The sequence below is a fragment of the Faecalibacterium sp. OF03-6AC genome (genome assembly GCF_003478175.1).
Taxonomy (GTDB): domain Bacteria; phylum Bacillota; class Clostridia; order Oscillospirales; family Ruminococcaceae; genus Faecalibacterium; species Faecalibacterium taiwanense.
This window is the reverse complement of the sequence record NZ_QUEN01000001.1, coordinates 22751-46499: the sequence shown is the minus strand read 5'-3', so window position 1 is coordinate 46499 and position 23749 is coordinate 22751. Positions and strand designations below refer to the sequence as shown.

22 protein-coding genes are annotated in these 23749 nt (G+C 57.7%); 17 read left to right on the top strand and 5 right to left on the bottom strand.

The genetic code is table 11. The features are described 5' to 3' along the window. Positions 1–92: 92 nt before the first annotated feature. Positions 93–1787 carry a DAK2 domain-containing protein gene (locus DXA66_RS00190; protein ID WP_097777621.1) on the bottom strand — a complete coding sequence of 565 codons (1695 nt, stop codon included), beginning with the start codon at positions 1785–1787 and terminating at the stop codon, positions 93–95. Positions 1788–1847: 60 nt separating this feature from the next. Then, a complete protein-coding gene (locus DXA66_RS00185) occupies positions 1848–2198 on the bottom strand; it encodes an Asp23/Gls24 family envelope stress response protein (protein ID WP_005945874.1) in 351 nt (116 codons plus the stop codon). A 439-nt stretch (positions 2199–2637) separates the two neighbouring features. Between DXA66_RS00185 and DXA66_RS00180 the strand changes: the two genes are divergently transcribed. Both DXA66_RS00180 and DXA66_RS00175 read left to right on the top strand, forming a co-directional pair. Next, positions 2638–3090 (top strand): CBS domain-containing protein, encoded by a 453-nt coding sequence (locus DXA66_RS00180; RefSeq protein WP_097777622.1) that lies wholly within the window; start codon positions 2638–2640, stop codon positions 3088–3090. Between the two features lie 588 nt (positions 3091–3678). Then, positions 3679–5457 (top strand): Na/Pi cotransporter family protein, encoded by a 1779-nt coding sequence (locus DXA66_RS00175; RefSeq protein ID WP_118526021.1) that lies wholly within the window; start codon positions 3679–3681, stop codon positions 5455–5457. Between the two features lie 54 nt (positions 5458–5511). On the opposite strand, the gene DXA66_RS14190 is transcribed toward DXA66_RS00175, so the two are convergent. Next, positions 5512–5682 (bottom strand): hypothetical protein, encoded by a 171-nt coding sequence (locus DXA66_RS14190; RefSeq protein WP_154255643.1) that lies wholly within the window; start codon positions 5680–5682, stop codon positions 5512–5514. Positions 5683–5814: 132 nt separating this feature from the next. Further along, positions 5815–6189, bottom strand: a complete 375-nt coding sequence (locus DXA66_RS00170) for a hypothetical protein (RefSeq protein WP_097775368.1) — start codon at positions 6187–6189, stop codon at positions 5815–5817. A 269-nt stretch (positions 6190–6458) separates the two neighbouring features. Here DXA66_RS00170 and DXA66_RS00165 point away from each other — a divergent pair, with 269 nt between their 5' ends. The 13 genes from DXA66_RS00165 (at position 6459) to DXA66_RS00105 (ending at position 20600) form a co-directional block, all read left to right on the top strand. Beyond that, positions 6459–8984 (top strand): transglycosylase domain-containing protein, encoded by a 2526-nt coding sequence (locus DXA66_RS00165; protein WP_118526019.1) that lies wholly within the window; start codon positions 6459–6461, stop codon positions 8982–8984. Positions 8985–9164: 180 nt separating this feature from the next. After that, on the top strand, positions 9165–9605 hold the full coding sequence (locus tag DXA66_RS00160; RefSeq protein ID WP_005945891.1) for an ACT domain-containing protein: 441 nt from the start codon (positions 9165–9167) through the stop codon (positions 9603–9605). A gap of 30 nt (positions 9606–9635) precedes the next feature. Continuing rightward, entirely contained in the window at positions 9636–10871 is a 1236-nt protein-coding gene (locus DXA66_RS00155) for a homoserine dehydrogenase (RefSeq protein WP_005945893.1), read from the top strand. Positions 10872–10899: 28 nt separating this feature from the next. Further along, positions 10900–11805: a homoserine kinase gene (gene thrB, locus DXA66_RS00150; protein ID WP_005945895.1), complete on the top strand. Its 906-nt coding sequence runs from the start codon at positions 10900–10902 to the stop codon at positions 11803–11805. 92 nt (positions 11806–11897) lie between these two features. Then, positions 11898–13097 (top strand): aspartate kinase, encoded by a 1200-nt coding sequence (locus tag DXA66_RS00145; RefSeq protein ID WP_005945897.1) that lies wholly within the window; start codon positions 11898–11900, stop codon positions 13095–13097. 342 nt (positions 13098–13439) lie between these two features. After that, complete coding sequence (locus tag DXA66_RS00140; RefSeq protein ID WP_118526017.1) at positions 13440–14252, top strand: D-alanyl-D-alanine carboxypeptidase family protein; 813 nt, start codon at positions 13440–13442, stop codon at positions 14250–14252. 39 nt (positions 14253–14291) lie between these two features. Further along, complete coding sequence (locus DXA66_RS00135; protein WP_243088999.1) at positions 14292–15587, top strand: pitrilysin family protein; 1296 nt, start codon at positions 14292–14294, stop codon at positions 15585–15587. Then, positions 15574–16884, top strand: a complete 1311-nt coding sequence (yfmH, locus tag DXA66_RS00130; protein ID WP_118526013.1) for an EF-P 5-aminopentanol modification-associated protein YfmH — start codon at positions 15574–15576, stop codon at positions 16882–16884. The genes DXA66_RS00135 and yfmH overlap by 14 nt, the downstream gene beginning before the upstream one ends. Next, positions 16881–17933 carry a prolipoprotein diacylglyceryl transferase gene (gene lgt / locus DXA66_RS00125; protein ID WP_118526011.1) on the top strand — a complete coding sequence of 351 codons (1053 nt, stop codon included), beginning with the start codon at positions 16881–16883 and terminating at the stop codon, positions 17931–17933. The genes yfmH and lgt overlap by 4 nt, the downstream gene beginning before the upstream one ends. A gap of 148 nt (positions 17934–18081) precedes the next feature. Next, a complete protein-coding gene (rplU, locus tag DXA66_RS00120) occupies positions 18082–18393 on the top strand; it encodes a 50S ribosomal protein L21 (RefSeq protein WP_044954216.1) in 312 nt (103 codons plus the stop codon). 14 nt (positions 18394–18407) lie between these two features. After that, on the top strand, positions 18408–18659 hold the full coding sequence (rpmA, locus tag DXA66_RS00115; protein ID WP_005945908.1) for a 50S ribosomal protein L27: 252 nt from the start codon (positions 18408–18410) through the stop codon (positions 18657–18659). A 243-nt stretch (positions 18660–18902) separates the two neighbouring features. After that, the gene (obgE, locus tag DXA66_RS00110) at positions 18903–20186 is read left to right on the top strand and encodes a GTPase ObgE (protein ID WP_097777632.1); all 1284 of its coding nucleotides are present in this window, start codon (positions 18903–18905) and stop codon (positions 20184–20186) included. Positions 20187–20195: 9 nt separating this feature from the next. Beyond that, entirely contained in the window at positions 20196–20600 is a 405-nt protein-coding gene (locus DXA66_RS00105) for a Mini-ribonuclease 3 (RefSeq protein ID WP_097775375.1), read from the top strand. Positions 20601–20878: 278 nt separating this feature from the next. Here the strand turns inward: DXA66_RS00105 and DXA66_RS00100 are convergent, their stop codons facing one another. Beyond that, positions 20879–21061 carry a hypothetical protein gene (locus DXA66_RS00100; RefSeq protein WP_097777633.1) on the bottom strand — a complete coding sequence of 61 codons (183 nt, stop codon included), beginning with the start codon at positions 21059–21061 and terminating at the stop codon, positions 20879–20881. A 105-nt stretch (positions 21062–21166) separates the two neighbouring features. Here DXA66_RS00100 and DXA66_RS00095 point away from each other — a divergent pair, with 105 nt between their 5' ends. Beyond that, positions 21167–22714, top strand: a complete 1548-nt coding sequence (locus tag DXA66_RS00095) for an RsmB/NOP family class I SAM-dependent RNA methyltransferase (protein ID WP_118526009.1) — start codon at positions 21167–21169, stop codon at positions 22712–22714. A 181-nt stretch (positions 22715–22895) separates the two neighbouring features. Then, on the top strand, positions 22896–23633 hold the full coding sequence (locus DXA66_RS00090) for a YebC/PmpR family DNA-binding transcriptional regulator (protein WP_044954219.1): 738 nt from the start codon (positions 22896–22898) through the stop codon (positions 23631–23633). The last annotated feature ends 116 nt before the right edge of the window (positions 23634–23749 follow it).

Here is a 23749-nt window from a genome sequence, read left to right as displayed (position 1 = left end):
CACGGCTTTAGCTGTGCAGGCACTTTTGCTTTAAAAAAGCACCCGCGGCAAAAATCGCAGGTGCTTAAAAATTCAGCAGAACGGGGGAGTGTTTACTCCACGCTGATCATATAATAGTAAACGGGCTGGCCGCCGCGGATGTGGCTGACCTCAACGTGGTTCGGGCACTTTGCCTTTACGATCTCGGTCACTTTCTCGGCATCCTCATCGCTCACGTCGCAGCCGGAAATGATGGTGACGAAGCTGGAATCCTTCTTGCACATGCCGCGTGCCAGACGGTAGGTAGCTTTGGTGATATCGTTGGAGGTGGAAACGATCTTGCCGTTCTCCAGAGCCATGATCTCACCCTTCCTGATGCGCTTGCCGTCGTACTCACTGTCGCGGGCAGCATAGGTGATCAGACCGGTGGACACCTTGTCGGCAGCAGCCATCATGTTGATGGTGTTGGTCTCGGCGTTCACAGAGGGATCAAAGTTCAGCATGGCGGTGATGCCCATGGGCACGGTGCGGGTGGGCAGAACGACCACCTGACGGTCGGCCAGCTTCTGGGCCTGCTCAGCAGCCATGATGATGTTCTTGTTGTTGGGCAGCACGAACACGGTCTTTGCGGGCACGCTCTGGATGGCGGCGAGGATATCCTCGGTGGCAGGGTTCATGGTCTGACCACCGGAGACCACTGCGTCTGCAGCCAGATCGGTGAACACGGACTTCAGGCCTTCACCGGCGGCAACGGCAACAAAGCCATAGTCACGGCTGGGGTCCACAGCAGCGTAGACGAACTCGCTGGACTGAGAAGGGGCCTTCTCAGCAGAAGCCTGCTTTTCCAGGCTCTTGCCCTGCTTCTGACGGGCCAGGAACTGCTCGTGCATGTTCTCGATCTTGAAGTTGGTCAGGTAGCCATACTTGATGGCTTCGCTCAGGATCTTGCCGGGGTCAGCGGTGTGCACATGCAGGTTGATCACATCGTCATCCTCGATGCACACCACGCTGTCGCCGTTGGATTCTGCAAAGGCACGCATCTTTGCGGCGCTTGCACCCTCATACTTGTTGATCAGGAACTGGGTGCAGTAGCCGTTTTTGATGTCCTCCACCTTCATCAGGTCGTCGGTGAACACACCCTTGCCGGCGTTCTCGGTGGAGAGCTTTGCCTTGTTGGGAGCAGCCTCGCCGCCTGCCACGATGCCTTCGCCATGGAACACCTTGCCCATGCCCTCAAAGATGACCATGATGCCCTGACCGCCGGCATCCACAACGCCGGCCTTCTTCAGAACAGGCAGCAGGTTGGGGGTGTCCTCCAGAGCCTTCTGGCCGGCGGTCATCACCACATCCCACAGAGCGGGCACATCCTCGGCACCGCAGGCAGCAGCTTCCTCAGAGGCAATGCGTGCAACCGTGAGGATGGTGCCCTCGGTGGGCTTCATAACGGCCTTATAAGCGCCCTCGACACCCTTCTTCAGGGCCTCGACAATGTCGGCAGCGGTGGCTTCCTTCTTGCCTTCCAGCGCCTTGGAGAAGCCGCGGAACAGCAGGCTGGTGATAACACCGGAGTTGCCGCGTGCACCGCGCAGCATGGCGGAAGCAGCGGTCTTGGAAGCCTCACCCACGGTGCAGCTGTCGTCCAATGCTTCCAGCTCGCGCACAGAAGCACCCACGGTCATGCCCATGTTGGTGCCGGTATCGCCATCAGGAACAGGGAAAACGTTCAGCTCGTCCACGCGGGAGCGCTGATTGTTGATGTTGTTGGCGCCAGAGATAATGGCGTCACGCAAAATCTTACCAGAAATCATTCTTTTTTACTCCTTGTACTTGCCGGAAAAGCCCGGCGCATTCGGATGAACCAACAAAAATCAGGCGATCACATCGTCTACCGAAACCACAACGCGGGCAACCTTCAGGCCGGTAGCCTGCTCTACCTCGTCCTTGACGCGGTGAGAGATGCTGCGTGCAGCGGTAGAAATGTTCAGGCCATAGCTCACTGCAATGTGCAGTTCGATCACCAGACGACCATCCTCCTGCGTGACACGGACACCCTTTTCCGGGTAATCAGAACCGTGCACCATGCTTCTGACGGCATCGGTCATATCACGGGGTGCCATTGCGGCAACACCGTAACACTGTTTGGCTGCTTCACCTACCAGAGTAGCAAAATACCCGGACGTAAAGCTGACATCCCCCAGAGGGAAACGGGAAGTGATCATAGTCGCTCTGCTCCTTTATGTTATTTTCATAAAACACATTCAAGGTCTGGGGCGCAGCGACGGACAGATACGCATACTGCGCCGAAAAACACCCACATTATTATACAACTTTGGGGCGCGCTTGTACAGCGCAAAATGCTGGTATATCAACTTTTTGCGCAGGTTTCTGCATTGGCGGCATGGTTCGGGCGGTTTCGCACCGGGAAGGTGATAGCATAACGGACGCTGGTTGCTTTTTATCAAAACCGAAAGTATGACGAAAGAAAGCAAACAATCTGTTAAAAAAATATAAAAGGTGGGTGATAACTCTTTATCTGACTATGAAAAAGTGCTAAAATAAAAACAAGGATAGGGACTGCGGCGCAGGGTCCCGCTTGTGCGGACGAACTGCGTTATTTTTTGCGCACGGCGCGTGGAACAATGTTTAGGAGCTGTTGTCATGAATATTTTGTTTTTCCTTTCACCCAAGCAGGATCTGATGTATGTTTACGACGATTTTACCCTTCGGCAGACGCTGGAAAAGTGGGAGAATAACCGCTACGCATCCATTCCGGTGCTCAACCGGCAGGGAAAATATGTGGGCACCCTGACCGAGGGCGACATTCTCTGGGGGCTGAAAAAGTTCCATGGTCTGGATCTGGAAGCGGCTGAGGATATCCCCATTTCGGCCTTCCCGCACAAGCGCGACTACAAGGCTGTCACCGTGACCACCAGCATGGATCAGCTGATCGAAGCGGCCATGAACCAGAACTTTGTGCCGGTTGTGGATGACCGCGGCATCTTCATTGGCATCGTGCGCAGGCAGGCAATCATCCGTTACTGCTATGAGAAGGCCCGCACGGAGCAGCAGGCCCATGAGCAGCGCATCCCGGAATATGCCGCTGTGCATTGAACGATATAAATAGGTGGCCAGCCGTCCGGTTCCGCATCTGGAGCCGGGCGGCTTTTTGTCTGCAAAATGCGTTGAAGATCCGATTTATGGTACCTGTTGTGTGCGATAATACAGCCATGGAACAAAAACGTTCTGAAAAGCTGCAAAAAACGAGATACAGGAGGGAACACAGATGAAAGATTTTGAACTGCGTTATGTTGGAAGCCATGTGGAAGTATACACCGGCAGCGGAGTGTTCCTGTTTTCGGCCGATACGGTGCGGGAAGCAATGGAAGAACTGGCAGAGTAAGCGCCCGCAAACAGGCAGGGACTTCGGCGCAAATGTAAAATTGATGTAAAATAATTGAAAAAGAAAGAGCACGAATTCATTAAGAGACGGAAAATTGTGTAGAAAAAGTGATTTTCTTGTAAAATAAACCTTGTTGTGACAGGATAAAAAATGATATAATAAATCCAAGCGCGGTCATTGTGCGCCGTTCTGTGCAGCAGAGCGGCAGGCCGCAGCATCTGCCGGATAAAGCAGGCCCGGTGTGCGGGCAGGGCAGATGTACAAGGATCAAAAGGAAGATCATTTTTAGGAGTATCGTTATGGATATCACACACATTACCTCTCTGTTGGGTGGAATTGCGCTGTTTCTGTACGGCATGTCCATTATGGGCGCTGGTCTGGAAAAGCTGGCCGGCGGCAAAATGCAGGGCGTGCTGCAAAAGCTGACCTCCTCAACGCTCAAGGGCGTTATTTTCGGCACCCTCATCACGGGTGTCATCCAGTCCTCGGCCGGCACGGTCGTTATTTGTGTCGGTCTGGTAAACTCCGGCATCATGACCCTTACGCAGTCGGTAGGTGTCATTATGGGTGCAAACATTGGTACCACTGTTACCGGCCAGCTGATCCGCATGGCGGATATCTCCGGTGACAGTCTCTGGCTGACACTGATCCAGCCCAAGACCTTTGCGCCCGTGGTGGCGTTTATCGGCTGCATTTTTTATGTGTTCCTGCGCAGCGCTAAAAAGAAGAACATCGGCCAGATCATGCTGGGCTTCGGCATCCTGTTTACCGGCATGAGCCTGATGGACACCGGTGTGGCTCCTCTGCGTGAGAGCGCCGTGTTCCAGAATCTGTTCGTTACCATGACGAATCCCGTTCTGGGCATTCTGGTGGGCGTGGTGGTCACGGTGATCATCCAGTCTTCCTCGGCATCGGTGGGTATCCTGCAGGCACTGTCCAGCACGGGTCTGGTCACCTTCAGCTCTGCCATCCCCATTATTCTGGGCGCACACATCGGCACGGCCTTTACGCCGCTGCTCACCATTGGCGGCTCCTCTAAGGACGGCAAGCGCGCTGCACTGATCCATCTGTACTTCAACATCATTGGCAGCGTGATCCTGCTGGCGCTGGTGTATGCGGTGCAGTTTACCGTTGGCATCCCCATGTGGAACGATGTGATGAACAAGAGCACCATCGCAAACATCCACACCCTTTCCAGCGTGTGCGCCATGTTGCTGTTCCTGCCCTGCAGCGGCGTGCTTTCCAAGCTGGCCATGCTTACCGTGCCGGACAGTGCCGAGGAAGCACAGGAGCTGAGCATGCCGGTGCTGGATGAACGTCTGTTCAAAAGCCCGGCTGTGGCCCTGCAGCAGGCTAAGAGCGCTGTGATCAAGATGTCCCGTCGTGCTGCCCGCAATGTGAATCTGGCTGCACCGCTGCTGCTGAAGATGGACGAGGATGCCGTCAGCGCCATCCGGGTGCGTGAAAACCTGATCGACCGCATGGAGGTGGCAATCTCCAACTATCTGATCAAGATGACCGATCAGGAGCTGGGCGACGATGAGAGCCACACTGTGACCGAACTGCTGAATTTTGTTACCGAGTTCGAGCGCATCGGCGACTATGCGGTGAACATTATGGAAAAGGCAGAAGAACTGCAGGAAAAGGAAGCGTCCTTCAGTGAAAGCGCCACCAAGGAGCTGCAGCTGCTGGAGAATGCACTGAACCGCATCCTGAACCTGACCAACGATGCCTTTGAAAACAACGATATGCGTCTGGCGGCTCAGGTGGAACCGCTGGAGGAGGTGATCGATGTGATGGCGGAGCGCCTGCGCGACCAGCACATCCTGCGCCTGAAGGACGGCGTGTGCTCCATTGATACGGGTGTCGTGTTCCTGGATGTGCTGAACAATGCAGAGCGCATCTCGGATCACTGCTCCAACGTTGCTGCCCGCCTGATCGGCATGGATGCCGGCGAGGACTACGACTCCCACACCCTCAAGAGCATCATGCACCACAACCCCACCAAGGACTACATGCTGGAATACGAGGAGTGCCGCAAGGCCTACCTTGTTCCGCTGGAAGAAATGGAAGCCTGAAACTAAGAAAGACCTCCGGGGCACTTTTCCCGGAGGTCTTTTTTGCGTTAAAAATCAGGCACTTTTGGGCAAAGAGACAATGACCCAGCGGTGCGGCCCGTGAAAGCCGTCCACCTTGGCGGCTTTGCTGCAGGTGCCGGGGCTGGGCGGGCCGAGGTGGATACCGCGGTCCAGCTGCTTGCCGCAAAGACGGCACTGGTAATGGAGGGTGATCTGTTCTGACATGAGGACGCACTTCCTTTTATGATCGCTGCAGGCGGTTAAGAAACTTTACTTCTATTATCATTATATAATTTTTACATCGGAATGTCAATAAAAATAATCGGTAAAAGTCGACAAAAATTGAGCATTCTGCACTCAACCGCCCAGATCTTCCAGCAGCAGGTCCAGTTCCCGTTCGCTGTACACGGTCACACCGCGCTTGATGCGCACGGCATCGTTCTCCGGCAGAAGATTGGTGTAGATGCCGGTGACGGTGACAAGCACATCCGGCTGGCCATTGGTGCCGCAGCGGTAAACGGCCACGCGCCCGCCTTTGTCGCACAGGCGGTAGCTCTGGGCAGCAAGCTCCGGCATGGCCTGTGCGGCAAGGTCTGCTGCGGAGGAAGGCGGTGCTTCGCTGCCGGGGTCGGGCACCGGAAGGCTGAGCTTGGGCAGGGCCATCCAGAACAGGCTGAATACGATGGTGAATACGCACAGCCCGTAGAACAGGCAGGTGCACAGTTTGCGCATGGAGAAACACGCTCCTTTCCGGCTGAAGTATGCCCCAAAACGGGGGGACACAGTCAATTTTCACACGGGAATGCTGTACTTTGTCCGGCAGATTGTGTTATACTACAGATGATTAGACCTATCAGGGCCGAAGATTGGTTCTTGCCCGCGTTCTGTGCACGTGCTATAATATGGTATTGCGTGCAGTTCTGTGCGCTTTGATGGAAAAGTACCAGCGCATGGCGCTGAAAAAGCAGCCTGAATGTTAGGAGGCGATTTCTATCTCCGATATGAGAAAGATCAACCGTGCCGGTGAGGGGCATTCCCCGGCACCGGCGGGGCGGAAGGTAAATGTGAGCAACAGCCGCCGGGAGTCCCAGCCGGGATCCAAACACGGCCGGGAACCCAAAGAACCAAAGGAACCCCGTGAAAAGGGCAGACATCCCATTCTGCGCTTCATTGGCCGAACCATTGCTACACTGATCTGTCTGGGCATCATGGCAGGCAGTCTGGTGGCAGTGGGTGCTGTGTATTACGTGGTGCAGGCTACCGCCAACGACGGCGACCTGCTGGATCTGGACAACATTGAGCTGAGCCAGTCCAGTGTGGTGATGGCCACCGACCCGGACACCGGTGCACAGGTGGAGTATGCCACGCTGCGCTCTTCCAACAGCCACCGCGTGTGGGCGGATCTGGAGCAGATCCCCACGAACCTGCAGTATGCGTTCATCTGCACCGAGGATAAGGACTTTTACAACGAGCCCGGCGTCAACTTCAAGCGCACCATCGGCGCAATGGTCAACGAATACCTGCTGCCCATCTACAGCTCCAAGCAGGGTGCATCCACGCTGGAGCAGCAGCTGATCAAGAACCTGACCGACGACAAGAGCGCCAGCGGCATTGAAGGCGCACTGCGCAAGCTGCGCGAGATCTACCGCGCCCTCTGCCTGAGCCGCAGCTATTCCAAGGAGACCATTCTGGAAGCGTACCTGAACACCATCAGCTTTACCGGCACCATTCAGGGCGTGCAGACTGCGGCCAACGAATACTTTAATAAGGATGTCAGCCAGCTGACCCTGTGGGAGTGTGCGACCATTGCGTCCATCACCAAAAACCCCACCAACTATAACCCCTACACCAACCCCGAAAACCTGATCAACCGCCGTAACTTCCTCATGTACAACATGTGGCAGCAGGGCGTGATCAGCGAAGAGGACTACCGCAACGCAGCGGCCCAGCCGCTGGTACTGGCCGAGGAAGAGGATACCAAGAAGAATTCTTCTGTTACCTCTTACTTTACCGATGCACTGTTCACCGAGCTGGTGCAGGACATCATGGACAAGGAAAACATTTCGGAATCCGAGGCACAGAAGCTGCTGTACACCGGCGGCTTTACCGTTGAGTCGACTGTGAACACCAAGGTGCAGTCCGCCATGGAAAACCTGATGCTCAACACGGATGATGCCTACTTCCCGGCCGGCTGGCATGAGGAAGAGGTGACCTCTATCTCGGACGACGATGTACAGGTGATGAACGAGGACGGTACGCCCAAGACCCGCACCGGCGACGACGGTACCGTTTACTATTACCGCAATGTGCGTACTCAGGCAGCCATGGTCACGCTGGACTATGACGGCAATGTGATCGCCATTGTGGGTGGTCTGGGCGAAAAGAACAAGAGCCTCTCGCTGAACCGTGCCTACAGTGTCACTCGTCAGACGGGTTCTACCATCAAGCCTATCGGTGCGTATGCACTGGGTGTAGAGTATGGTCTGGTGAACTGGTCCACCATGCTCAACAACTCGCCCTTGTATCAGAAGCAGGATATGGTGATCCGCGATGAAGATTACTGCCGCAAAAACGGCCTGATGGGCCTTTCCGACAAGCAGCTGCGCGCTTATCCCAACGCATGGCGCAGCTGGCCCCGCAACTATGGCGGCAACTACGGCGACAACAGTGATGTGCCGCTGTGGAACGGTCTGGCCCGCTCGCTGAACACCATTGCGGTGCGTGTGGGTGATCTGGTGGGCGCAAGCAACATCTTCAATTTTGTGTACAACACCCTACAGCTGAACACGCTGGACCCGGTAAACGATGTGGGTCTGGCGCAGATGGTCATGGGCAGTCAGACCCATGGCGTTACGCCCACGGCGCTGGCAGCTGCGTTCCAGATCTTCTACGATGGCCAGTACACCACCCCGCATCTGTATACCCGCGTGCTGGACCGTGACGGCAATATCTATCTGGAGAACAACTCCACCAGCTATCAGGCCCTGACCCCGGATACCGCTTATGTGATGAACCGCCTGCTGAAGAACGTTCTGTACTCCAGCGTGGGCACCGCCGGTGGCCGCTACCCCAACTCCAACGGCATGGAAGCCTTTGGCAAGACCGGTACCGCCAGCGACGAAAAGGATCTGTGGTTCGTGGGCGGCACGCCGTACTACGTTACCGCCGTGTGGTGGGGCTACGATGCACCCTATGATATGACCAAGACGCTGGGTAAGCAGCAGGCCAAGACCCGTACCTGTGTTATGGCGTGGAAGGCGCTGATGGAACAGGTGCAGGCAGACCTGCCGTATAAGGCATTCCCGACCTCTGCCGGTGTGGTGGAGCGCCGCTACTGCACCCAGAGCGGCCTGCTGGCAGGCGGCTCCTGCCCCAGTACCGCCGTGGGCTACTACCGCGCCGATGATCTGCCTGGTACCTGCAACTACTCCCATGCAGCAGCTCCTGCAGCGGCTGCACCTGCGGAGACTGCGGCACCGGAGCAGGATGTCATTCCTGCGGATACAGGTAATCAGGATACAGACTGATCTGTAGCCATATGAAGGACAAAAGGCGTACTATCGGCACCGGCGCGGGGTGAATCCGGCAAGGAAATACCGCGCTTGCCGCAGCAAAACTGGATAATCTGACAAAAACGCATCCGACCTCTTGCATTGCAGGGGGCCGGATGCTATTATATTCACTGCAAGAACACTTGTGTTTGTGAGGTGAACAAGTTGGAACGCCGCTTTTATCTGGTAGATGCGCAGGTGCTGCCTGAGGTTTTTCTCAAGGTGGTACGCGCCAAGGAACTTCTGGCCAGTGGGGAGGCACGCAGCATTTCCGCTGCCACCCGCGCAGTCGATCTTTCGCGCAGTGCTTTTTATAAGTATAAGGACTGCATTTTTGACTCCGAGAATGGCCGTGAGGTGATCACCGTCATGGCTACTCTGCGGGACGAGACCGGTGCACTGCAGAGCCTGCTGGCCGGCATCAGCGCCGCAGGTGCAAGCATTGTGACCATCAACCAGTCCACACCGGAAAACGGTGCCGCACTGGTGGCAGTCACCATCCGCACCGATACCATGCAGATGACTCCCGAAGAGCTGACCGAAAAACTTTCGCGTCAGCGTATGGTGGTAGGCGTGCACTGCGGGTACAATCTGTAAGCAGTCTTCAGAAAACGAGGGAGAACAACAATGGCTAAAATTGCAATTCTGGGCTTTGGCACGGTGGGCAGCGGCGTGTACGAGGTACTGTGCCGCAACGCTGCGGGTGTCTCCCGCCGTGCAGGTGAGCCGGTGGAGGTCAAGTACATCCTTGACCCGAAGGATTTTTCAAACCATCCGGATGCACACCTGTTTATAAAGAACTTCGATACCATTCTGGAAGACCCGGAGATCAAGGTGGTGGTGGAGACCATCGGCGGCACCCGCTTTGCGTATCCGTATGTAAAGGCCTGCCTTGAGAGCGGCCGCAGCGTATGCACCTCTAACAAGGAGATGGTAGCCACCTACGGCGCAGAGCTGCTGGGCCTTGCCAAAGAACACGGATGTGCCTTCCTGTTCGAGGCTTCTGTGGGCGGCGGTACGCCCATCATCACCCCGATGCACCAGTGTCTGGCGGCAAACGTCATCACCGAGGTGGAGGGCATCGTGAATGGCACCACCAACTTCATGCTCACCAAGATGGTGCGCGAAAATCTGGGCTTTGACGATGCGCTGAAGATCGCGCAAGAGCTGGGCTACGCCGAGACGAAGGACCCCAGCGACGATGTGGACGGCCGTGATGCGTGCCGCAAGATCGCCATTCTGTCTTCGCTGGTGTGCGGCCATCAGATCTACCCCCAGAACATTCCCACCCGCGGCATCCGTGCCATTACCACGGCAGATGTGGAAGCGGCGGAAAAGCTGGGCTGTGTGATCAAGCTGATCGCATGGATGAAGCGCGGCAAGGACGGCAGCGTGGCTGCCGGTGTGGAGCCGTGTCTGGTGCCCAAGGCAAACCAGCTGGCCAGCGTGGACGATGTGTTCAATGCAGTGCTGGTCAAGGGCGATATGCTGGGCGACGTGGTGTTCTACGGCAAGGGCGCAGGCAAGCTGCCCACCGCCAGCGCCGTGGTGGCCGACGTTGTGGATGCCCTGAAGCATGGCTCCAAGGTGCACGACAGCCTGTTCTGGCAGCCTGCTGAGCCGGTGGAGGGAATGCTCACCGACCCGGCTCCTGCTGCATATTATGTGCGTGTAGCAGGCATTGCTCCGGCAGTGGTGGAAGCCATCTACGGCTATGGCAGGGTGGTGGACGAACGATACGAAGGCTGCGCTTACTTTGTGGAGCGCGCCGACGAAAAGGCACTGGCCGAAGCAGCCCGCAAGGTGGAAGCCGTGGGCGGCAGCGTGAAGCTGGTGCTCAAGCGTCTGCCGGAAGAAAACTGATAACGGAATAAGGAAAGGTGCGGCGGCTATGAAGATCAAGGTTTCTGTCCCGGCCACCAGTGCAAACATCGGCTCCGGCTTTGATGCGCTGGGTCTGGCGGTGACGCTGTATAATACGGTCACCTTTGAAGAGAGCGAAGTGCTGGATATCTCGTCTGCGGACGGTACCCGCATCCCGCGCGGTGAATCGAACCTCGTGTACCGTTCGGCAAAGGGTCTGTTTGAGAAGGTGGGCAAGCAGATCCCGCCCCTCAAGATCACCCAGACGAATCCCATCCCCATGGCGCGCGGCCTTGGTTCTTCCTCGGCCTGCATCATTGCGGGCCTGCTGGGTGCAAACCGGATGCTGGGCGATGTGCTCAACACGCAGGAGCTGCTCACGCTGGCCACCTCCATTGAGGGCCACCCGGATAACGTGGCCCCGGCTCTTCTGGGCGGCCTGACCAGCAGCGTGTTCGAGGATGGCAAGGTGTACTCGGTCAAGCGCAATGTGGATGAAACGCTGTGCTTTGCCGCCATCGTGCCGGACTACAAGCTGCTGACGGAAGCCGCTCGTGCGGCCCTGCCCAAAGAGGTCTCCCACAAGGACGCGGTATATAACCTTTCGCGCGCTGCGCTGGTGCCCGCCGCCTTCTGCGAGGGCAGACACGACCTGCTGGCCATTGCCACCGAGGATAAGCTGCACCAGCCCTACCGTATGCCGCTGATGCCCGGCTCCAAGGAAGTGTTCGATATGGCACGCCTGTGCGGGGCAAAGGCTGTTTACGTTTCCGGTGCGGGCAGCACCGTGATGGCTGTAGCGGAAAAGGCGGAGGCCGAAAAGTTTTATTCCAAGCTGGAGAAGGGTCTGGAGCTTCTGGAAGGTCTGGACGGATGTGAAGCATTTACATTGCTGCGTTTGGATGCCGATAACACCGGCGCAACGGTGGAATGATAAATGGGTAAGGGAAGTGCAAGGCGCTGCTGACCGCTTCCGCCCGGTGTACCCCTTTTGACAAAGGGACAAAAAGAGGAGAGTGACAAGATATGGCGTTGATCGTACAGAAGTTCGGCGGTTCTTCGGTGAAGGACCGTGACCGTATCTTCAACGTGGCACGCATTGTGGCAAACACCCACAACGCGGGCAATGACGTAGTTGTGGTGGTGTCCGCTCAGGGCGATACCACCGATGACCTGATCGCCAAGGCTGGGGAGATCACCCACAACCCTTCGGCCCGTGAAATGGATATGCTGCTGGCCAGCGGCGAGCAAATCAGCATTTCGCTGCTGGCCATGGCACTGAATGAGCTGGGCTGCCATGCCATCAGCCTGACCGGCTGGCAGGCTGGCTTCCGCACCGACCGCGCCTATACCAAGGCGCGCATCACCCGCTTGGAGACAGAGCGCATCTCTTCTGAGCTGGAGCGCAACCGTGTGGTCGTTGTGGCGGGATTCCAGGGCCTGAACAAGATGGATGACATCACCACTCTGGGCCGCGGCGGCTCCGACACCAGCGCTGTTGCCATTGCAGCAGCCCTGCACGCAGACCGCTGCCAGATCTTTACCGATGTGGAAGGCGTTTACACGGCCGACCCGCGCAAGGTGCGCAACACCCGCAAGCTGGATGAGATCACCTTTGACGAGATGCTGGAGCTGGCATCTCTGGGCGCACAGGTGCTGAACAACCGCAGCGTGGAGCTGGCCAAAAAGTATAATGTGGAGCTGGAGGTGCTCTCCAGCCTGAATCCCGTGCCCGGTACGGTGGTCAAGGAGGTTACAAAAGACATGGAAGGTATGCTGATCAAGGGTGTCGCAAAAGACACTGATGTTGCTGTTATCACGATTCTGAACGTTCCCGATGAGCCGGGCATGAGCTTCAAGATCTTCGGTCTGCTGGCCCAGAAGAACATCAACGTGGACATCATCCTGCAGTCCACCGGCCGTGACGGCAAGAAGGATATCAGCTTTACCTGCTCTGAGGGCGAAGCCGATCTGGCCATGCGCGTGCTGAAGGAGAGTGCACACTTCAACGATGTGAGCGTGGACACCACCTGCGCCAAGGTCTCCATTGTGGGTGCCGGTATGCAGAGCCACAGCGGCGTTGCTTCCAAGATGTTTGAGGCACTGTCCAACAACAACATCAACATTAAGATGATCTCCACCAGCGAGATCAAGATCTCCTGCATCATCAACCGCGACGATGCCGACAAGGCTGTTTCTGCGATCCACGATATGCTGTTTGACTGATCTGTAAAAAAATGAATTTTGTGCGCTGTACAGTTTCTTTGGAAGCTGTACGGCGCTCTTTTTGTTGACGGCCTCGCCCTCTCAGTCGCTTACGCGACAGCTCTCCCAAAGGGAGAGCCTCTGGCGAAGAGAAAAACTTTCTGGTTCTGCCAAGGCCTCTCACTTTGGGAGAGGTGGACGCGAACAGTGTGAGCGGACGGAGAGGGCAAGGCCGCTGACGAGGACGGTCATACTTATTTTACACTTCCGGCGTTTACACAAAATGCAAAGGGGTGTATAATATACACTGTATCTGTGCGGCGCAGTGCGCTGCAAATTCTGCAAAAGGAGCTGCAACGCACCATGGAACCGACTGATAGAAATGCAGCAAAGCCCCGCCTGACCCGCGCTCAGTGGAAGCGCCGCAAGCGGCTGCGTCTGGCCCGCAACTGGGCCATTCTCATTCTCGTCTGCGCCGCCATTGTGGCGCTTATGACCAAAGGCATCCTCTGGCTGCTGCCAAAGGTGAACGCCATGCTTGCAGGGCCGCAGAGCTTTGATGCGGCCAGCTACGATGGCACCGGCTACAGCTTTGATGCTGACGATGAGCGCTTTGTGCTGGTGAACACCAATCTGCCTTTTACCGAGGAACCCTCTCCGGCCCTTGCCGATGCCGATGAAGCCAGCGGTATCCAACTGGAAGCCGAAGCAGCTGCAGCCTACCAGAAAATGGCTGCGGCTGCGGCCGAGGACGGCGTTGCACTGGTGCTGACGGCAGGCTATCAGGACGCAGATGTCCGCAGCGCGGCCTATGAGACGCAGAAGCAGCAGTATCTGGAAAAGGGCAAAACCGAGGAAGAAGCCGCCAGCCTTGCGGCAGATATCCAGCCGCCTGCGGAATGCAATGATCACGGCACCGGCTATGCGGCGGATATCCTCAGTACGGACTACCCGACCCGTGATACCGGCTTTGATACGACCCGCGCCTACGAGTGGCTCACCGCCTACGCCGCCGAATACGGCTTTATCCTGCGCTATCCGCAGGACAGGCAGGCTGCTACCGGCGTGGTGTTTGAGCCGTGGCACTGGCGGTATGTGGGCGTTGAAAATGCCCTTGCCATCCGTGCCAGCGGCCTGAGTCTGGAAGAATTTCTTGCCTTGCAGAAGGCATCATAAAAATAAAAGCTCCCTGTGAAAGCAGGGCGGAGGAACAAATTGAAACGTACTCTCATTGCGCCGGGTGTGCATCTTTCCTGTGACCCGGCGGAAAAATTCAACCGCTGCCGCATCAGCGTCCACTTTGCCTTTCCGGCAAAGCGGGAAACGGCCACAGCACATGCGCTGCTGCCGCTGGTGCTGGAGCGCGGCTATGCCGACTGCCCGGATATGACCCGCCTGACTAAAAAGCTGGCCAAGCTCTACGGTGCAGACCTCACAGTGGATGCCCGGCCCATGGGCTGCAGCCACAATCTGTGTGTTAGTGTTACCGGCATCAAGGATCAGTTTGCGCTGGAAGGGGAGAGCCTTACAAGGGAATATGCATCCATTGCACTGGGTGCGGCCTTTCACCCGTATTTTGTGGGCGGCACTTTTGATCCGGAAGCCGTGGGCATTGAAAAGCAGATGCTGAAAAAGGCGCTGGAAGATGAGATCAACGATAAGCGCCTTTACTGCCTGCATCAGGCCAACCGGGAATTCTTTGGCGACAGCCCGGCGGGTGTGCGGCAGGAGGGCTATCTGGAAGAGGTGGAAGGCCTGACACCGGAACAGCTTACCGCAGCCTATTACGAGATGCTGCGCACCGCCAACATTGAACTGATCGTGCTGGGCTGCACGGCAGAGCAGACCGCTGCGGTAAAGGATGCACTGCTGGCAGAGCTTGCGGCAATTGACCGCGCACCGCTGCCGCTGGCGGAAAACATTGCCATGCCCCGCCGGGAGCCGGTGCACAAAACCGAAACCTATGATATGGTGCAGGCGAAGCTCTGTATGCTGTTCACGCTGGGCGAACCCATGCGCACCGAGCAGCTGGCAGCGGTCCGCCTTGCCATGGCGCTGTATGGCGGCAGCGTGACCAGCCGCCTGTTCCTGAATGTGCGCGAGCGTGACCACCTGTGCTACTACTGCTCGTCCTCGTTCCAGAGCTTTACCGGAAGCATGGCTGTGAACAGCGGCGTGGAGCACGCCGACGCTGCCCGGGCTGAGCGGGCCATCTTGAAGGAACTGGCCGACCTGTGCGATGGCCCCATCACCGACGATGAATTTGAGGACTGCCGTCGGGGTCTGCTGAGCGGGATGCAGGGGGTAGAGGATACCTTGGGCGGCATCGAGACATGGTATTACATTGAAGTGCTGCGCGGCGGCGACCCGGCCAAGGTGCAGACACCCGCCGAAGCCCGCGCCGCTCTGCAGGCCGTGACCAAGGACGATGTGCGCGCCATCCTGCGCAAACTGACCCTCTCGGTCAGCTATCTGCTCACAAAGGAGGTGGCCGCTCATGCCGCAGAATAACCAGACCCTGCTGGAAAAGACCGTGGCTGACCAGTGGCAGACCCTGCCCTCCGGACTGACCGTTATCGTGCGGCCCATGCCGGGTTATTCCAGCACCCATGTCATTTTTGCTACCCGCTTTGGTTCCATTGACCGGGATTTCCGACTGGACGGCAAAGAGGTGCATCTGCCTGCAGGCGTGGCACACTTCCTCGAGCACAAGATGTTTGAAGATCAGGACGGCGATGCCTTTGCAAAGTATGCCAAGACCGGTGCCAATGCCAACGCATTTACCAGCTTTGACCGCACCTGCTACCTGTTCACTGCGACCCAGCAGCTGGATGAAAGCTTGGACGTGCTGCTGGGCATGGTGACGCATCCGTACTTTACCGAGCAGACCATCGCCAAGGAGCAGGGCATCATCGGGCAGGAGATCAAAATGTACGATGACAGCCCGGACTGGCGGCTCATCACCGGCCTGTTCGAGTGCTTGTACCACGAGCATCCCATCCGCAGCGATATCGCGGGCACGGTGGAGAGCATTGCTGAGATCACGCCGGAGATGCTTTACGACAGCTGCAAAGCCTTCTATGCACCGGGCAATATGGTGCTGGCGGCTGCCGGCGACACTACCATGGAGCAGATCCTGGCTGCCTGTGAGCGCCACGGCCTGATGAGACCGCGCAGCACCGAAAGGGTGCAGCGGCTGTGGAAGCCGGAACCCATGACGCTGGCGGCAGCCCATAAGACCCTGAAAATGCCGGTGTCCAAACCCTGCTTTGGCGTGGGCTTCAAGGAGAAGCCGTTGCCCCCGAACGATCTGCGTACTGAAGCGCTGTATGATCTGATCCTGAGCTGCATCACAGGCGGCATGTCGCCGCTGTACCGCCGCCTGTACGACGGAGGCCTTGTGAACCCCGGCTTTGGCGGGGAAGTGCTGCGGGTGGACGGCTGCTGCTGCATCCTGTTCACCGGCGAGAGCGATGCACCGGATACCGTGCGGAAGCTGCTGCTGGACGAGATCGCCCGCATCCGCGCAGAAGGTGTGGACCGGGAGATCTTTACCCTGTGCAAGAACGAAAAGTACGGTCAGCTGATCGAAAATCTGGAAAATGTGGAGGACTCGGCCAGCCAGATGGCAGACTTTGCCCTCTCCGGCCAGACGGTGGCGCAGCAGATCACCATGCTGGCAGGGCTGACTGCCGAGGATGCGGACGCTGCGCTGCAGCACATCCTCAGCACCGACCGCATGGCTGTGATGGATATTTTGCCAGATGGCACTGCGCCGCTGGCCGAGAACGAGGAGGAAGCAGAATGACAAATCTGGTGCAGTTCCCGGGGCTGGGCCTGAGCTTTGAGATCAACCGCGTGGCCCTTTCCATTGGCGGGTTCAATATTTACTGGTATGGCGTGTGCATTGCCTTTGGCATCTGTCTGGCGCTGGTATTTGCGTTCCGCCACAGCATCGAGTTCGGCGTGGACCCGGACAGCATGGTGGACGTGATCTTGATTGGCATCGTGCTGGGCATTGCCAGCGCCCGCGCTTACTATGTGGCCATGGCACCCTTTAAATACGAAAGCATCTGGGAGATGATCGCCATTCGGGATGGCGGCCTTGCCATCTACGGTGGCATCATCGGCGCCTTTCTGTTCGGTGGCTTGTCCTGCAAAAGGCGGGGCGTGCCGGTGCTGCCCATGTTCGACCTGACCGCTATGGGCTTTCTGCTGGGACAAGGCTGCGGCCGCTGGGGCAACTTTTTCAATCAGGAAGCCTTTGGCTGCAACACCACGCTGCCGTGGGGCATGTTCAGCGAAACGACCCGCGCTTACCTGATGGGCAGCACAGTCACGGCCCAGAGCGGCGTGACCATTGACCCGAATCTGCCGGTGCATCCCACCTTCCTGTACGAAAGCATCTGGTGCTTCGTGGGCTTTCTCCTGCTGTTCCGTTACATTAAAAAGCGCAAGTTCAACGGTGACATTGCCCTGCGGTATATGATCTGGTACGGCGCGGGCCGCTTCTGGATCGAAGCCCTGCGCACCGACAGTCTGATGCTGGTGCCCTCCATTGGTCTGCGGGCATCCCAGCTGGTGGCAGGTATCGCTGTGGTAGTCGGTATGGCTGCGGAAATTTACTTTACCCACAAGTTCAAGGACAAGCCCCTGATGGTAAAGCTGGCAATGACGGCGGACAACGAAGCTGCAGTCAATAAGCTGAGCAAAGAAAAAGCTGTTATCGGTCTGATGACGGATGCAGATACTGAACTGCTGGCCTCCAGCCCGCGTAAGCTGTTCGTGGAGCGCACCGAAGCCTACAATGCGGAAGTAAAACGCACCATCGCGGAAAGCGGGAAGGCGAAACAATAAAAAATCTTTCGGAAAGAGGAAAATTCCTCTTGCATTTCCATCGTTTTTTTGCTATACTATTCTAGCCGCGTGGTGTGGGCGCCTGAAATGGCCCAGTGTAAGGGCCTGCCTTTACGACCAGCGAGTACAACGAAAAGGAATGAACAAAATGTACGCAATCATTGTTACCGGCGGTAAGCAGTACCGCGTGGAGCAGGGCGACATCGTCTACATCGAAAAGCTGGACGTTGAGGCCGACTCCGAAGTGAAGTTTGATCAGGTTCTCGCTATTGGCGAGGAGGGTTCTGTGAAGGTTGGCGCTCCCGTTGTTGAGGGTGCTACCGTTACTGCCAAGGTCATCAAAAATGGCAAGGGCAAGAAGCTGAACATCATCACCTATCGCGCAAAGAAGCACAGTGCTCGCCGTATGGGCCATCGTCAGCCCTTCACCAAGGTTGAGATCACTGCAATCAACGGCTAAGGAGGTAAATTACAATGGCACATAAAAAGGGCGTAGGCAGCACCAAGAACGGCCGCGATTCCGCAGCACAGCGTCTGGGCACCAAGCGTGCAGACGGTCAGTTCGTTCTGGCCGGCAACATCCTGGTTCGTCAGCGTGGCACCCACATCATGCCGGGTGAGAACGTTGGCAAGGGCAGCGATGACACCCTGTTTGCTCTGGTGGACGGTACCGTCCGTTTCGAGCGCGTGGGTAAAGACGGCAAGAAGTGCAGCGTCAAGCAGTAACTTCTTTCGGATAACTGCAAAACGTAGAGAGCCGGACCCTCGTGGCCCGGCTCTTTTTGATGAAGAATTCTCTTTTTGACTGTCTGGCAGAAACTCCTCCAGTCGCCTGTGGCGACAGCCCCCTCGGGGAGGGGGCCTTAAAGCCTCCCTCCTTGAGGGAGGCGGCATCGTGCAGCGATGCCGGAAGGAGTTCCCGGCAAGGGAAGGGGAATAAACGAACATATAAAACTAAGGAGGGGCTGTATGGCAGCACAAACCAACTTTATCGACATCGCCACGATATGGCTCCACGCGGGCAAGGGCGGCGACGGTGCGGTGAGCTTTCACCGTGAAAAATTCGTGGCCGCTGGCGGCCCGGACGGCGGCGACGGCGGCCGCGGCGGCGATATCATCTTTGTGGTGGACGATCACCTGACCACCCTGATGGATTTCCGCTATAAGCGCAAGTATGTGGCCCCGGAGGGTGGCAAGGGCGGTGCAAGCCTGTGCCACGGCAAAAACGCGGAGAACCTTGTCATCAAGGTGCCGCTGGGCACCGTCATCAAGGACGCCGAGAGCGGCCTTGTCATTGCGGACCTGTCCGACCACACCCCAGTCACCATTGCAAAGGGTGGCCGCGGCGGCTACGGCAATGCGCATTTTGCCACTCCCACCCGACAGATCCCCAAGTTTGCAAAGCCCGGTATGCCCGGCGAAGACATTCAGGTGACGCTGGAGCTGAAGCTGATCGCTGATGTGGGTCTGATCGGCTTCCCCAATGTGGGTAAGTCCACCCTCATTTCCACCATCAGCGCAGCCAAGCCTAAGATCGCAAACTACCACTTCACCACGCTGGTGCCCACGCTGGGCGTTGTGTCCGTGGCGGAGGGCGCAAGCTTTGTCTGCGCCGACATCCCCGGCCTGATCGAGGGTGCCAGCGAGGGCATCGGTCTGGGCCACGACTTCCTGCGCCATGTGGAGCGCTGCCGCCTGCTGCTGCATGTGGTGGATGTTTCTGGCAGCGAGTGCCGTGAACCCATTGAAGATTTTGAAAAGATCAACGAGGAGCTGGCAAAGTTCAGCCCTGTGCTGGCTGAGCGTCCGCAGATCGTCATTGGCAACAAGTGCGATCTGGCCACCGAGGAGCAGATCGAAGCTTTCCGCAAGTATGTGGAGGGCAAGGGCTTGACCTTTGTGCCCATCTCTGCCGCTACGATGCAGGGCGTGAAGGAACTGCCGGGCCTCGTGTATAACCGCCTGAAGGATATCCCGCCGGTGCCGGTGTTTGCTCCCGAGTACAAGAAGCCCGAACCCAAGGCCAACGACCGTGCGTTTGAGATCAAGCGCATGGAAGCCCATGTGTGGAGCGTGGAAGCCCCGTGGCTGGAATACATTCTGGCCGGCAGCAATGTGGACGACTACGAAAGCTTGCAGTTCTTCCAGCGCCAGCTGGGCGAGAGCGGCATTCTGGACGCTCTGGTGGCAAAGGGCGTGCAGGAGAACGATACCATTCTCATTGGCGATTACCAGTTCGATTATATCTTCTAAGAGGTCACTATGAACGAACCTGAAAAGATCGACCCGCGGGAGCTTAGCCCCTTGGCGCTGGCCTTTGTGGGCGACAGCGTGCTGGAACTGCTGGTGCGACAGCGTCTGGTGGAGCACCACCGCCTGTCTGCCGGAAAGCTCAACGCAGAAAAGGTCAAATATGTCTCGGCCCGGGCACAGTTCCGGGAGGAACAGCTGCTGGAGCCGCTGTTCACTGAGGACGAACTGGCCGTGTTCAAGCGGGGCCGCAACGCCAGCAAGGCCAGCGTGGCAAAGCACGCTTCCCCGGAGGAATACCGTGCTTCCACCGGCTTCGAGTGCCTGCTGGGCTGGCTGTATCTGAACGGTCAGCTGGGCCGTGTGCACGAGCTGTTTGAAACACTGTGGCAGCAGTTCGACCCCAACGAGACCTGAGAAGTTGCTTTCATAATCATTGCACACCGCCTGAACGGTCTTTTTGCTGCCATACTGCGTTGCTCTTCCTTGCAATCCATCAGGATTGCTGCGGAAAACCGCCTTGTCTGGCGGCAAAAAGCCGCGCCCACTCGGCGCACCCTGACTATAAAAACAACTTCTGACGCGAAAGCCCGCTGCTTTCCGCACTGGAAAACAGTGCCGGAGGGCAGCGGGCTTTGCGATTTGAGAAAGATCAGAGGTTCGCGCCCATGGTCCATCAGGCGCGAAGGGCAGCGTTAGCGGCTGTTTTTGGCGTTGCTGGAACGGTTGCTCGTGGAGTTCTTGGCGCTCTCATCGTCGGCACCCTTGGTGTACTGGTTGGGGTGCTTGTGCTCGTTGGTGGCGCTGTTAGTGGTCTGGTTGGACGTGCGGTTCGAGGTCTGATTCTTGCAGTTATTGCTGCGGTTTTCGGTTGCCATAGTGAATGATCTCCTTTCGGTTTTCCGTGCGGGGCGGTGTGCCCCTCACAAGACCTAGTTTGGCCGCAGACGGCGGCTTTATACATCCCACAGGAGGAATGCAGAATGCCCATGGAATATTTTGAACAGCGGGAGCGCGCTCTGCTGGGAGACCGGTTCGATGTCCTGTATGCAGCCCCGCAGGAAACGGCGGAGCGCGGCGTAACGGTGTCGGCCCTGCGCAGCTCACCGGAGCAGTTTGCCGCAAAAGCCGATTTCCCACTGGAAGCATCGCCCTTTTGCAAGGCGGCATTCGTGGTGCATCAGCCGGATGATTTGAAATTCCGGCCCGGGCGGCATCCGTACCACCATGCGGGCGCGTTCTACTCGCAGGAGCCGTCTGCGTCCTCGGCGGCACCGCTGCTGGGCGTGCAGCCCGGGATGCGTGTGCTGGACATGTGCGCCGCGCCCGGCGGCAAAAGCAGCCAGCTGGCGGCGGCGCTGCAGGGCCGGGGTGTGCTGGTGAGCAACGAATACGTTGCAGCTCGTGCGGATATCCTGAAAAGCAATCTGGAACGCATGGGCGTGCCCAATGCAGTGGTGCTGAACGAAGCACCTGCCCGCATTGCGGATGCGCTGCCGGAATTTTTTGACCGGGTGCTGGTGGACGCGCCCTGTTCCGGCGAGGGAATGTTCCGCAAGGAGCCGGTGGCCCGTCAGCAGCACTGTGAAGCGCTGGTGAAGCAGTGTGCTGAGCTGGGTGCAGAAATTCTGGACTGTGCAGCCGCTGTGCTGGCCCCGGGCGGGCAGCTGGTGTATTCCACCTGCACCTTTGCACCTGAGGAGGACGAGGGACAGGTGGCGGCATTCCTGCAGCGCCACCCGGAGTTCACCCTTGCGGATGCGCTTGGCAATGTGGACTACACCTTTGGCAGTGAGGGCGAAGCCAACCGCACCGGCGGTCTGCCGCTGGATGTGAGCAAGGTGCGCCGTATCTGGCCCTGTCAGGGCGGCGAGGGCCACTTTATGGCCCGGCTCGTCAAAGCTGGCACTCCGCGCGTTCTGCCCGCAGAGGGCGAGTACACTGCCGAAGAACAGCTCTGGCTGGCAGCAGCGGAAACTGCGGGCAAAAAGGCCAAGGGGAAGGGCGGCAAGCCTGCCAAGGCTGCGGATGCCCGTGCATCCCGCCGCGAGAATGTCCGTGCCTGCCGGGAAGCGGTGCAGGGTGAAAAGCGCAGCCGCGAAGCACAGGCAGGGGAGACAAGTCCTGCCCAGAGCCTTGCAGCATGGCACGCGTTTGCCGGGCAGTATTTCCCGGCGCTGGCAGACCGCCCGGCTGTGGTGCACGGCGGCGGTGTGCTGCTGCCGGTGCCGTTCCCGCAGACGAACCTGCATGTGCTGCGGGCGGGCGTATTTGTGGGCAGCGTGCAGAAAGGCCGCTTTGTGCCGGAGCACCATCTGTTCACGGCATTTGGCGCACAGTGTGTAAACCGCGAAGAACTCACTCTTGATGACCCGCGCTGCGTGGAGTATCTTTCCGGCCGTGAGGTGGAAGCCCGCATCGCTGCTGACGGCTGGTGCTGCGTGACGGTGGACGGCTGGCCGCTGGGCGGCGGCAAGGTGTCCGGCGGGCGGGTGAAAAACCATTATCCCAAGGCGCTGCGGCTGCTGTGAACGGGCAGAAAAAGCGCATTTTTCCGCGCAGAATGCTGAAAACCGGGCGGATAAGGCTTGAACGCTCTGCCCGGTTGTGCTACAATAATAGAGTTAGATTTTGTGTGCTGCCACAATGCGGGCGACCACAGCCCGTCTGCCCGCAGGCGGAGATTTGAGAATATACAGGAGGCTCTTTCCCATGTCTGGACATAGCAAATGGAACAATATTAAGCGCAAGAAGGAAAAGACCGATGGCGCAAAGGCAAAGGTCTTTACCAAGATCGGCCGCGAGATCAGCGTTGCCGTGCGTACCGGCGGCCCGAACCCTGCTTCCAACAGCAAGCTGGCTGACCTGATCGCCAAGGCAAAGCGCATGAGCGTGCCCAACGATAACATCCAGCGCATCATCAAGAAGGCCGAGGGCGGCGATAAGACCGAGTACGAAGCAATCACCTACGAAGGCTACGGCCCCGGCGGCGTTGCTGTCATGGTGGAGACCCTGACCGACAACCGCAACCGTACCGCTGCCGACCTGCGCCACTACTTCGACAAGAACGGCGGCAATCTGGGTGCTATGGGCTGCGTGGGCTTCCTGTTCAGCCAGAAGGGTGTCATTGACATCTCTCTGGAAGATAAGGATGCCGACGAGGCTATGATGGATGCTCTGGATGCTGGTGCCGAGGACTTCGATGCCAGCGAGGATGCAGCCGAGATCACCACTGATCCCGAGAACTACTCTGCTGTGGTCAAGGCCATGGAGGAGAAGGGCTACGAGATCCTCTCCGACGATCTGGCCATGGTGCCCATGACCACCACCCGCCTGACCGACCCCGACCAGCTGAAGCTGATGGGCAAGCTGCTGGATGCGCTGGAAGACAATGATGATGTCCAGAACGTCTGGCACAGCCTGGAGAACGAAGAGGATCTGCCGGAATAACCTTCCGCAAGGCCCTTTGCTCCTGAAATAAGACGATAAAAAGCCGCTTTTTGTGCTAATTGGCACGAAAGGCGGCTTTTTTGTGCTGTGTTACGGGACTGAAAACGGCTTGGGAC